General features: G+C 64.6%; 6 protein-coding genes and 1 pseudogene. 1 reads left to right on the forward strand and 6 read right to left on the reverse strand.

The annotated features are described in order from the left end of the window. Window positions 1–20: 20 nt before the first annotated feature. Window positions 21–1,174: pseudogene (locus QA639_RS03170) on the reverse strand (iron-containing alcohol dehydrogenase). Between the two features lie 456 nt (window positions 1,175–1,630). Between QA639_RS03170 and QA639_RS03175 the strand changes: the two are divergent. After that, window positions 1,631–1,936 (forward strand): DUF6916 family protein, encoded by a 306-nt coding sequence (locus QA639_RS03175; RefSeq protein WP_038377636.1) that lies wholly within the window; start codon window positions 1,631–1,633, stop codon window positions 1,934–1,936. Here the strand turns inward: QA639_RS03175 and QA639_RS03180 are convergent. The 5 genes from QA639_RS03180 to QA639_RS03200 form a co-directional block, all read right to left on the reverse strand. Continuing rightward, window positions 1,918–2,466, reverse strand: a complete 549-nt coding sequence (locus QA639_RS03180; protein WP_283089147.1) for a GNAT family N-acetyltransferase — start codon at window positions 2,464–2,466, stop codon at window positions 1,918–1,920. The genes QA639_RS03175 and QA639_RS03180 overlap by 19 nt on opposite strands. A 7-nt stretch (window positions 2,467–2,473) precedes the next feature. Next, complete coding sequence (locus QA639_RS03185) at window positions 2,474–3,007, reverse strand: phage tail protein (RefSeq protein ID WP_028335300.1); 534 nt, start codon at window positions 3,005–3,007, stop codon at window positions 2,474–2,476. A 12-nt stretch (window positions 3,008–3,019) separates the two neighbouring features. Then, complete coding sequence (locus tag QA639_RS03190) at window positions 3,020–3,514, reverse strand: phage tail protein (protein ID WP_283089148.1); 495 nt, start codon at window positions 3,512–3,514, stop codon at window positions 3,020–3,022. A gap of 42 nt (window positions 3,515–3,556) precedes the next feature. Then, window positions 3,557–4,057 (reverse strand): phage tail protein, encoded by a 501-nt coding sequence (locus tag QA639_RS03195; protein ID WP_225162022.1) that lies wholly within the window; start codon window positions 4,055–4,057, stop codon window positions 3,557–3,559. Between the two features lie 334 nt (window positions 4,058–4,391). Beyond that, window positions 4,392–12,389: a cadherin domain-containing protein gene (locus tag QA639_RS03200; RefSeq protein WP_283089149.1), complete on the reverse strand. Its 7,998-nt coding sequence runs from the start codon at window positions 12,387–12,389 to the stop codon at window positions 4,392–4,394. Window positions 12,390–12,866 lie beyond the last annotated feature (477 nt).

Here is a 12,866-nt window from a genome sequence, read left to right on the forward strand (position 1 = left end):
CGCTTCGCTCGAAAAACGCTCTATGCAGCCATCTCCAGAATCTCGCGAACCTGGGATGGATTGTCGATCTTGCGCGGATTGCGCGGCACCCAGGGCGTTCGCATCGCTTGCTTTGCGATGCGGTCGAAATGCTCGGGGCCGACGTGGACCTCCTGCAGGCTGCGCGGCATGCCGAGGTCGCGGATGAAGCGGTCGAGCACGTCGCCGGCGTCCGCGCCCGCATGTCCCATTGCGGCCGCGACCAGCGCCTGCCCGTCGGCATTGTCGCGCTTGTTCCAGCGCATCACCGCGGGCAGCATCACGCACGAGGTATAGCCGTGCGGCACGTCGAACTCGGCGCCGAGCACGTAGCCGATGCCGTGGCTCGCGCCCATCGGTACGCCCGAGGCGAGCGGCCGGTGGAGAGCCAGGTGCCGATCTGGCAATCCATTCGCGCCGAAATATCCTTCGGGTCGGCTTTCACCCGCGGCAGGCCGGCTGCCAGCATCTCCAGCCCCTTCAGCGCCTGCGCGTCGCCGTAGGGATGCGCCTCGCGCGAGCAGATGCCTTCGACGCAATGGTCGACGGCGCGGATGCCGGTCGACAGGAACAGCCATTCCGGCGTGTGCACCGACAGTTCCGGATCGAGGATGGTGGCGCGCGGCATCACCAGCGGATGGCGCAGCATCTCCTTTTGCCGCTTGGCCTCGTTGGTGACGCCGGCGATGGAGGAGAACTCGCCGCCGGCGATGGTGGTCGGCACGCTGATCTGGCGCACGGTCGGTGGATTCATCGCGGGCGAGACGCCGCCATGGGTGCGGATCGTTTCGATGCCGTCAGCCGTCGTGACGTTGTTGGCGAGGCAAAGCTGCACCGCCTTGGCGCCGTCGGTGATCGAGCCGCCGCCGATCGTGACGATCAAATCCGCTTTCGCGCCGCGCGCCTGCTCTGCCGCCGCGATGACCGCGGCGCGCGGCGTATGCGCCGGCATCTTGTCGAAGGTGCCGACGCAGCGCCGCCCAAGCGCCGCGCGAACCTTTTCGATCTCGTCGGTCTCGCGGTTCAGCGTGCCCGACACCATCAGAAAGGCGCGCTCGGCGCCAATCCGGTCCAACTGCTCGACGATGGCCTCACGCGCGGGCCGCCCGAACACGACCTCGTCCATGGCGCCGAATACGACACGGCCTTGATGCAAGCGCCTGTCCTCCCTCAACACGGTCCGCCTTGCCGGCGGTCCTTTGCGGCGAGGTTAGCGGAGGAAATCGGGGCCGTCATCAGGGGTCTGGGTCGGTTGCGGGTATGGTCGTGCTGCCTATTCCGCCGTCGTCCCTGCGAAAGCAGGGACCCATATGCCGCGGCGTTCGTTGTTGAAGGAACTCGTCATTTCAGCCTCGCTCACTAATGACCACTCGTGGTTATGGGTCCCTGCTTTCGCAGGGACGACAGCGAATTTGTGGCGCGGCTTGTGAGCCATGCGTCAGCATCCTCGCGGCGCGATGCGTCCGAGTCTTGCGTTTACTTGCCTCCTATCGAAGCAGAGGGCGCAAGCAAAGCCGGTTGGCGATCTCGCGCTGCGCTGCCCGTCAGGTCCTTTTTGTCGCGCGAGGCGGCACGCGGCGTGCTACAGCTTCGGGACCAACAGGGGCAGCGCATGACGTCCACCGTCGATCTGGCGAAACTGCATATTGATGACTTCAGGCCGCATCAGGATGCGGAGTTCGAGATGCAGGCGGAGAGGGATCGCGTCGTGCCGCTGAATCTCACCAAGATCGAGCCCGCGGGCAACAGCGGCCGGCCGGGCGGCGCGTTCTCGCTGCTGTTCACGGCGCCGAAGGGCGCGTGGCTGCCGCAGGCGATCTATCCGGTGCGGCATCCGGCATTGGGCGTGATCGAGATGTTCCTGGTGCCGATCGGTCCGGTCGCGCACGGCAATGGTTATCAGGCGATCTTCACCTGACGCTCTGCCGCCCGCCAGCGCATCAGGTCGTAGACGCCCTTGTCTTCCTCGGTGATGAAGCCGAGCCGCCGGTAGAGCCGCATCGCTGGGTTGAGCTTCTCGACGTGGATCGAGACGTCCTTGCCGGCGGCCTCCGCCTCGTCGATCGCGTCGCGCAGCAACGCTTCGCCGTAGCCCCTGCCACGATGCTCCGGCAGGAAGGCGATGTCGATGATGCGGTGCTGGCTCGGCCAGCGTTCGAGATAGAACCGGCCGACGTCTTCGCCCTGGCGCGCGATCACCAGCCAATCGGCGTTCGGATAGTGCTGCTGGTAGTGCGCGTGCTGGGCGCGGAATTGCTGCTCGAGAAAGGCGGCCTTGTCGGCCTCGCTCCACGGCACCGGCGCAAGTTCTTCGGCGCGCGTCGAGGCATAGAGGCGGCTGAGGAACGGCAGGTCCGCCTCCGACAGGCGGCGAAAGCCGCAACCGGCTTCGGCCGCGCGCGCCCAGCCGAAGGCGGGCGTGATGGTGCCTGGCGTGTCGAGAGCCAAAACGAGCTCAGCCTCGCGCCGGGAAGACGCCCTGCAGTGCGATGCAGAAGTTCAGCGTGAGGTAAGGCTGCATGTTGTTGTGCGGAAGGTTTCCGCCCGTCATGCCGATCATGGTGGCGTTCATCTGCGTCAGTGTCGGCGCCGGGCTCCCGGGCACGTAGGCGAACGCGTTGGCCGATTTGCCGAGGATGCGGGTCGGGCTCGGGACTTGAACGTCGGCCGTGTCCTGCGTACCGACGTTCACGGGGTGGTTGTGCTGCGGTATTTGGTTTTGCAGCAGCGTCACATTGGGAGAGCCGGTGGTCTCCCCGAGGTCATACAGCGACAGCCCCGGGCCCTGTCCGGGCGCGAGCGGCGCGTTGCCCTGCATGTTGGGAAGCGCGAAATTCGTCGTGCCGTTGCCGCCATAGGTGACGCCGAGCAGCGAGAACAGCGCCGTGTTCTGCGAGATCGGCAGGATCTGGCCGCTGCAGAAGGCCCAGCCCTTGGGAGCGAAGTTGAACGGAAAGATGCGGATTTCGGCGACGAAGGGGTCGGCCATGGTGTCGCGCTCCTAGCCCTGGCTCGGAAAAATGCCGTACAGCGAAATGATGAAGGTGACGCAAAGGAGCGGCTGCAAATTGCTGTGCGGCAGGTTTCCGCCGGTATTCGTCAGCATTCCGCTTGCCATGGGCCCGTCGGGCGGCTGGCCGTCGATGTACATCGCGATGGTGCCGGTCGTCTGATCGAGAATATTTCCCTGCGGGTTCGACGCGGTGCCGGTCTGCTTCGCGGCGATGAAGGCGTGCGAATGCTGCGGGATCGTCTGCGTCGTGAGTGTTACGTTTTCGACGCCGCCAGTCTGCCCCATGACATAGGTCGTGCCGCTGCTGGCGGTGCCCGTGTGGATTGGCACACGGCCGCGCAGATCGGGGACCGCGAAGGTGGATTGGCCATCGCCGCCATAGGTGGTGCCGATCAGATTGAACAGCGCGTCGTACTGGGAGATCGCCAACAGGCTACCGTCACAGAAATTCCATCCGACCGGGGCAAAGCTGCCGCCGAACATACGGATCTCGCCCACAAAAGATTCTGACATCGGCGCTTCTCGTCAATTCTGCGAGGGGAAAATGCCCTGGAGGGCAATGCTGAAATTGATCGTCAGGAACGGTTGCATGTTCTGATGGGCCTGGCTGCCGCCGGCATTGCCCACGGTCAATGGATTGAGCGGGGTGATGTCGGTCGTCGACGTGCTGTAGCCGTTGTTGAAGGCACCGAGATAGGCCCCCGAATCGAGCGGCTGGCTACCGTTGCTGTTGGTGGCGTTGGCCAAATGATTGTGCTGCGCCATCTCATTGATCGTGAGCGTGTGGCTCTCCTCGCCGCCGCGTTGGCCGAGCGTATAGCCGGGGCCCATACTGATCGGCACCCGGCCTCGAAGGTCGGGCAGGCCAAAAGTGACGCGCCCGTCCCCGCCATAGGTCGTACCTAGCAACGAGAACAGTGCCTGATTCTGAGCGATGGGAAGCAGCTGGCCGTTGCAAAATGCCCAGCCCTTGGGCGCAAAGCCGAACGACATCATGCGGACTTCGGAAAGAAACGGATCGGCCATCGGTCCTCCGCGAATACGTCGTACGATTTGTGAAAAATTCGAAGCAATGATGCTGCGTGTGCAACGTCTGCACGATAGCGTGTTTTACGGCTAGTGCAACCTCAACGATTGTCGGGTTTCCGCGATTTTTTCAATTCCGCGGCCGCGCGAGCCATTCGCAGTTCGCGACGAGACGGTATTGCCTCTGACGGGACCGTTGTCACGAATCGGACATGTCCAAACATCATGAGGCGATTGAAGTTTGCCGGGTCGACGGAAGCGTGGATCCCATCCATCTGGGGCAACGCCTGCCGCAACGGTTCGGCAGGCGTTGTGTAGTCGATACGATGCCCGGTCAGACGATCAGGTCATGGTGCAACTGGGCGTGGTTGTCGGTCGGCGTGCCGCCCATGGCGGCGAACGTCGCCTCATGGCCGACCCACCATGGGGTGCCGGCATTGGCGTGCCCGCTGAACAGATCGGACCAAGTCTGGGTGTTCGCGGCCGGGTCCGCGTGGCTCGTGCTGGCCTGCGACGGCGTCTGGGTGAACGACGAGAAGTCGAAGCCGTCGCGGTTCAGAGTCGAGGATGTGTTGCTCTGCATCGGCATCGCCTTCGCCGATCCCACGTTGGCCTGCGTGACATCCGCGGCGGTTGGGAGCCGCCGCTCGCCGTCGGCCAGACTGATATACATCAGGTCATTGACGTCGGATGACGACGTCAGGTCGGGGAGGCCGAGCACGTGTCCCAGTTCATGGACCACGGCGGTCAATAGATCGAGATGACCGGCTGCGGCCGTCGACGAATCGGTCTGCAGGTCGGAGCCGGAAGCATTGAGCGTGTGGGTGAACTCAAAATTGTCAAACGGTGTCGAATCGACAAACCAGCCATGGCCCGCGGCGTCGGCATCGATCGTGATGTGGCCGGCGCTTTCCAGGCCGACGACCTGGCCGGCGAGATCAGCGACGCTGAAGGTGACGGCATGCAGCGCCGCCAGTTGATCCGCGTCCACGCCAGCCTTCGCCCATTGGGTAATGGCCGCCGAGACGACCGAGTCGAGCTGGCTTTGCGTCAGGTGGGTTTCACCCGGGGTCGCGACGGCGGCCTGCACGCCGCCATCCGCGGCGAGCAGCGGCGATGAGCCGAACCCGTTTGTGCTGCCCGCCGTGACGCTGATCGTCGGCGCCGTGGTGACCGTGTTGTGCGCCAGGACGTAGGCTGAAATCGCGGCGGTATCGGTCGAGCCGCCGCCGTAGGACGTGCCGTCGCCCGCGTGCAGGCCGACGGTGGTATCGAAGCGATCGCGCAGCCGAATATCGGTGCCGCCATTCGCGCCCGAACCAAGGAACTGATTTTCCTGGGCTCCGGTGCCGCCCAGCGTCAGCGAGACGCTCTGCGCGTCACGTGTGGGCGCGCCGACCGTGCCAGCGTTCAGCTCGAAGCCATGATTGCCGAACGCGCCCGGATTGGACGCCGTGTTGCCCATGACGATCGCGGTCAGCAGTGCGTTGCCACCGTCCACGGCGTCGCCGGTCTGCAGATAGATACCGTCGTCGTTGTACTGGTACAGATGGTTGTTGGTGATTGTCACGCTGGAATTGGCGCCGCCCATGGTGACGAAGCCGATGTCGCTGCCCTGGGCGGAGCCGCTGTTGGCGACGCCCGCGACGCCGATCGTGTTGGAATCGATCGTTCCGTTAAACGAGCTTGCTCCCGATCCAGTGCTGATGCCGAGCGCGGTGCCGAGGGCATCGCGCATCGTGTTGTTGGCGATGTTGAAGGTCAGGTTGGCGTGGTCGCCGGTCCCGCCGGAGCTGATGGTGATGCCGCCGCCGCCCGAGACGATGTTCTGGTTGTTGTTCGAGAAGCTGTTGCCATTCAGCACGAGGTCCGAGCTGACGCCGCCGTGCAGGTCGAGCTGGAACAGGTCGCCGCGTGCCGACGTAAATGTCGAATTCTGAACGGTCGCGTTGAATGTTCCGTCGGTGGCCTGGAACACCAGCGCATCGCCCGAGCTGTTTCCGGCTGCCGAATTGGTCGCAAAGGTCGAACCGGTGATGGTGATGCGGTTGAGTGTCTGACCACTGTTATTGAAGACGTGGAACGCATCGAGCGCCGCGCCCGTGAAGGTGGAGTTCGTCACCGTCGCCGATCCGGACAGGCCGGTGAAGTAGACGTCGCCTTCGCCGATACCGCCGACATTGTCGCCGTTGGTGCCGGTCACCGTGGTGTTGCCGAGCGTAAAGCCAGTGACGTTGGTGCCGACGATGCCGTAGTTCTGGAAGTCGTGCATCGCCAGGTAGGAGAGCTGAACGTCCTTGGTGTTGTTCAGATAGACGCCGGTGCCCTGCGTGGTGCTGCCGTCGGCGCCGGTCTTGTTGGCGATGGTGCCGCCGCTGCCGGCCGTCGAGCCGTCGCCGGTGATGTGCAGGCCGCCATTGCCGGCGGCCGTGCCGGTATTCGACAGGATGATGCCGTTGTTTGCCCCGCCGCTCGAGGTGATGCTCTTGAGGATGAGGTTGGACGAGCCGATCTGGGTATTCTCGACATCGAGCGCGGTGCCGGTGCCTGACGTGATGGAGTTGTTGGTGCCGGTCAGCGTGATGGTGCCGCCATGCGTGAAGCTCATGCCGGTGCCACTGGCAGTCTTGACCGTGATGTCGGACATCGTGACGGTGCCGACATTGAAGCCGTCGTCGCTGATGCCCATGCCGGTCGAGGCCGAGGTGTCGATGCTGACGCCGTTGATGCTGTGGCCGGACGTGCCGAGCAGGTCGATGCCGTTGTCGGCGCCGGTCACCTTGATGACCGGATCGGTCCCGGTCGCGGTGTTCGCGGTCACCACGGCGCCGGTCACCGGATTGGTGAACGTCAGGGAGTGACTGCCGCCGACCAGGTTGACGCCATTGGCGAGGTTGATGCCGTTGGCCTCGGTATAGGTGCCGGACCTCAGCACGACATAGTCGCCCGAGCCCGCCGGATTCGCCGCGTTGTAGGCGGCGATCGAGGTGTATGGATCGGCCGCGGTGCCGAGATTGGCGCTGTTGGCCAGCGCCGTGGGCGAGTTGTCGATGTAGAACACCTGTGGGACGACGCCGACGTGGAAGGTCTGGGCGCCCGACGTGAGCGGCCCGCCGGTGCCGGTATTGCCGTTGTCGTTGATGTTCAGCGTGACGGTGTCCGAGCCGGTGAAGCCGTCGTCGCTGTTGTAGGTCAGCGTCGCGAGCGCGGTGTTGACCTGCGCGACGGTACCGGTCAGCGTCACCGTGTGGCTGCTGTTGTTGGTGAAGCTGGCGAGCCCGGCGGTATTGAAGGTCAGGTTGGCATGGCTTGAGGCAATCGTCGCCGTGACGTTGCCGCTCGCGGCATCGATGTCGGCGACCGAAAGCCCTGAAATCGCGAGATTGGTGTGCGAAAACGCCGTGCCGATCGAATTGTCCGCCGGCACCGACGCGGTGGGTCCATCGTCCACCGCGGTGACGCTTCCCGTCGTCGATCCTGTCCCGGTGTTATTGCCGCCATTGGCGGTGCCGCCGTCGTCGTGCACGGTCAGGCTGTAGGACCGCGCGGTAGTGTCGGGGTTTTCGCTGGTGTTGTTGAACTGGATCAGGTCCAGCGCCGCATTGTAGTGCGCAACCGTGTCGGTGCCGGTGAAGCTGATCGTTTCGGTGCCCGCGGTGCTGGTGATCTCGAAGTGGATGCCGCCGATATCGCCGCTGTTGCCGGCGTGGCCCGCGATCGACAGCGCATCCGACGGCTTCAGATTGTTCAGCACGAAGGTCGCATCGGTCAGGTTGTTGCCTTCGGCGTCCGTGATCGTCAGGTTCGGCGTGATCGTGACCGGCGTCGAGTTCGCTGCCGGCGTGCCGTTCGGCGGCTCGGAGAAGCCGGTGATGGCACCGAAGCTCACGACCGGCGCATCGTTGACCGGGGTGACATGGATGGTCGAGGTCGAGGTGTTGCTATTCGCCGAGCCGTCATTGACCGTGAAGCTGACGATGCGATCCGCGCCGGACGGATTGTCGCTCGAGTTGAAATAGGTGATGGAATCGAGCGCGGTTTTGTAGTTGGCGACGCTGGAGTTGCCGGTCAGCGTCAGCACGCCGGTCGCGGAATTGTACGAGCCGGTGATGCCGTTCTGGTTGACGAAGCCGAGCACGTCCTGGCCGGCGGCGAAGCCGCCGGTGATCTGCACCGTCGCGCCGGTCAGGTTGGCGCTGTCGACGTCGGTCACGTTGACCGACGCATCGATCACGGTCGCGGCCTGGTTTTCGGTGTAGTTCAGCGTGCCGCCGGCGGTCGTGACCGGCGGATCGTTGACCGGCGTGACGTTGATGGTGCCGGTGACCGGCGTTGAGTTCGCCGTGCCGTCGTTGGCGATGATCGTGACGGTGCGTGCCAGGCCCGACGGATTGTCGCTGGTGTTCTGATAAGTCACCGAGGCGAGCGCCGCCTGATAATCGGCGACACTGGCGGTGCCTGTCAGCGTCAGCATGCCGGTTCCCGCATTGAACGAGCCGGTGATGCCGTTCTGGGACGTGAAGGCGAGCACGTCCTGACCGTTCGCGTAGTTACCGGTGATCTGCACGGTCGCGCCGGTCAGCGTAGTGTTGTCGACGTCGGACACGGTGATCGCCGGGTCGAACGCGGTCGCGGCCTGGTTCTCGGTGTAATTGAGGGTATGACCGGCGGTGACGACGGGCGGGTCGTTGACCGGGGTGACGTTGATGGTGTCGGTGACCGGCGAGCTGTCGAGCGTGCCGTCATTGGTCGTGATGGTGACGGTGCGCGCCAGGGCGGACGGATTGTCGCTGGTGTTGATGTAAGTCACCGACGCCAGCGCGGCCTGGTAGTTCGCGACGCTGGAGGAGCCGGTCAGCGTCAGCGTTCCGGTTGCGGCATTGAACGAGCCGGTGATGCCGTTCTGGTTGGTAAAGCCGAGGACATCCTGGCCGCTGGCATAGTTGCCGGTGATCTGCACCGTCGCGGACACCAGATTGGCGTCGTCGCCGTCGGTGACGGTGATCGCCGAATCGATCACGGTCGCGGCCTGGTTCTCGATGTAGTTCAGCGTGTGGCCGGCGGTGACGACCGGCGCCTGGTCGACCACGACGGCGATGGTGAAGGTCTGCTGGCTGTGCAGCGTGCCGTCGCTCGCATCGACCGTGACGTCATAGGACGGGTCGGCAATGTTGATCTTGCTGGGATCGGCGACCGTGATCTTGCCGGTGGTCGCATCGATGGTGAAGCCGCCGCCGGAGGTGTCGCCGACCAGCGAATAGGTCACGGCGGGGCCGTTGACGTCGGTCGAGGATGCCGTGACGCTGGTTCCCGCGCCGACCGGTGCGTTGACCGCAACGCGGTTGACGCCGGCGTCGGCATCGACCGGCGTCGACGGCGCGACGTCGGTGACGGCGATGGTGAAGGTCTGCGAGCTCGTGAGCAAACCGTCGCTGGCCTGCGCGGTGACGGTATAGGCGTGCCCGGCCGGGCTTTCGTAATCGATCTTGGAGCTGTCCGCGACGGTGATGACACCCGTCGTCGCGTTGATGGTGAAGCCGCCGCCGGAGGTGTCGCCGATCAGCGACCAGGTCACGGCCGGGCCGTTGACGTCGGTTGCCGACGCGGTGATGCCGACGGTCGAGCCGTTGGCCGCGCCTTCGGCGATCGAGTTGGTGCCGGCGTCGGCATCGGCCGGGGTCGACGGTGCGGCGTCGTTGACGGCGATGGTGAAGCTCTGCGAGCTCGCCAGCGTGCCGTCGCTGGCCTGCGCGGTCACCGTGTAGGAATGGGTCGGGCCGCTGCTCTCATAATCGATCTTGGTGGGGTCGGCGACGGTGATGACGCCGGTCGTCGGGTCGATGGTGAAGCCGCCGCCGGAGGTGTCGCCGATCAGCGACCAGGTCACGGCCGGGCCGTTGATGTCGGTCGCATGCGCGGTGATGCCGACCGCAGTGCCGGCGGCCGCGGCTTCGACAACGCTGTTGGCGGTGGCATCGCTGTCGACCGGGGTCGATGGCGCAAGGTCGGTGACGGCGATCGCGAAGTCCTGCGTGCTGGTCTGGGTGCCGTCGCTGGCCGCGACGGTGATAGTGTAGCTGTGGCTTGGGCCGCTGCTCTCGTAGTCGATCTGGCTGGGATCGGCGACCGTGACGACGCCGGTCGTCGCGTTGATGGTGAAGCCGCGCGCATCGCCGACCAGCGAATAGGTCACGGCCGGGCCGTTGATGTCGGTCGCTGCCGCGACGATGCCCACGGTGGTGCCGGCAGCGGCGCCTTCAACCACGCTATTGGCGCCGGCGTCGCTGTCGACCGGGGTCGACGGCGCGACATCAGTGACAGCGATCGTAAAGGTTTGCGAGCTCGCCGTCGTGCCGTCGCTGGCCTGCGCGGTGACCGTGTAGGAATGGGTCGGACCGCTGCTCTCGTAATCGAGCTTGGTGCTATCCAGGACGGTGATGACGCCGGTTGTCGCGTCGATGGTGAAGCCGCCGCCGGAGGTGTCGCCGATCAGCGCGTAGGTCACCGGCGGGCCGTTGACGTCGATCGACGACGCCGTGACACCGACGGTCGAGCCGTTGGCCGCGCCTTCCGCGATCGCATTGGCGCTGGCGTCGCTGTCGACCGGGGTCGACGGCGGGGCTTCGGTGACGGCGATGGTGAAGGTCTGCGAGGTCGCAAGGGTGCCGTCGCTGGCCTGCGCGGTGACGGTATAGGCGTGGCCGGGCGCGCTTTCGTAATCGAGCTTGCTCGGGTCGGCGACGGTGATGACGCCTGTTGTCGCGTTGATGGTGAAGCCGCCGCCGGAAGTGTCGCCGGTCAGCGAATAGGTCACCGCCGGGCCGTTGATGTCGGTCGAGGATGCGGTGACGCCGACCGTGGTGCCGACGGCCGCGCCTTCGACGACGGTATTGGCGGCAGCATTGCTGTCGACCGGGGCCGACGGCGCAACGTCGGTGACGTTGACGGTAAAGGTCTGCGTGCTGGTCTGCGTGCCGTCGCTGGCCTGCGCGGTGATTGTGTAGGCGTGGCCGGGCGCGGTTTCGAAATCGATCTTGGTGGGATCGGCGACGGTGATGACACCGGTCGCGGCATTGATGGTGAGGCCGTGGGCATCGCCGACCAGCGAATAGGTTACTGTGCCGCCATTGATGTCGGTGGCGTGCGCGGTGATGCCGACGGCGGTGCCGATGGCGGCGCCTTCGACCACCGTGTTGGTCGCGGCGTCAGAGTCGGTGGGAGCCGACGGCGGGGCGTCGGTCACGCCGATCGTGAAAGTTTGCGTCGTCGTGGTCGCGCCGCTCGTCGCCTGCACCGTGATGGTATAAGCGTGGCCCGGCGCGCTTTCGTAATCGAGCTTGTTCGGATCGGCGACGGTGACGACACCCGTCGTGGCATTGATGGTGAAACCGCCGCCGGAGGTGTCGCCGGTCAGCGAATAGGTGGTTGCGGGGCCGTTCGGATCGACCGCGGAGGCGGTGATGCCGACCAGCGTGTTGACGGCAGCGCCTTCGACGACGCTGTTGGCGGCGGCATTGACGTCGACCGGGGTGCTGACCGCCACGTTGTTGACGTTGATCGTGAAGCTCTGCGAGCTGACGCCGCCATGGCCGTCACTGGCCTGGACCGTGATGGTGTAGGCGTGACCCGGCGCGGTCTCGAAGTCGATCTTGCTGGAATCGGCGACGGTGACGATGCCGGTGTTGGGATCGATCTTGAAGCCGCCATGGGAGGAATCCGATGTCAGCGAGAAGGTGACACCGGGGCCGTTGACGTCGGCTGACGACGCGGTGATGCCGACCGAGGTGTTGACCGAGGCGCCTTCGTTGACGGCGTTGGCGGTGGCGTTGCCGTCGATCGGTGTCGAGGGCGGCGCATTGCTAACCGCGATCGTGAAGCTCTGCGACGAGACGAAGATACCGTCGGTGGCCTGCACATTGACGACGTAGCTGCCGCCGGAGCTCTCGAAATCGACCTTGGAGGGATCGGCAATCGAGACCACGCCGGTATTTGGATCGACCTTGAAGCCGCCATGCGAGGAATCGGACACCAGCGAATAGGTGACCGGAAGACCGATCAGGCTGGTGGATTGCGCGGTGATGCCGACCGATGTATTGGCTGCGGCGCCCTCAACGACCGTGTTGGCGCCGGAATTGGCGTCGGTCGGAGGCGACAGGAAGCCGGGCACCGGCGGCCACGGCGTTCCGGGAGGACAGCCCAGGTAAAGATATTGCAGACCATACGTATTGACGAATGCCTGGGCGGCCGGATCCAGAATGATATTGCCGCTCGGATCGAGATGAAGCTCGGGGCGGGTTAAACCACCGATTGTATAGGCAGGTATGGTCGTCATGAGCACTCCTGCGATCGGCGTGAAAGCCGATCAACTAACTACATTTGTTGGGGACGATGAGGTGTGAAGCAGTTCACACGTTTAGGTTGATCATACGCGACCCGAGATCGCACCGGTCCGCTCGCAATATGCGGACACCGCGACGGTTGCGGAGTCCCGACATCAGCAAGTTCAAATGCGCTTGCCATTACGTAATCGCTTCCACTCACTCACGCCGCGAGAAAAGCCCTATGAATGTTCGAGAAAAGCGCGGCGGCCAAGAAAATTTACCGGTTGGCAACCACGACCGTATTGTCGATGCTTCCGAGTGTCAATGAGCGTCCACGTGACATCGCGTCGTTAACCACGATTCGGCCATGCAGCGGGAGGTAGAGTGTGGAAACTCGACCATTTTTACTCTTGTGCGACCCCCGGTGGTTTATGCGCCGCAGACGGAATTGGCGTTGTGCGACGAATATGTGTCGGTGATTCGCCTTG

It is taken from the genome of Bradyrhizobium pachyrhizi (assembly GCF_029714545.1).
Lineage (GTDB): Bacteria > Pseudomonadota > Alphaproteobacteria > Rhizobiales > Xanthobacteraceae > Bradyrhizobium > Bradyrhizobium pachyrhizi.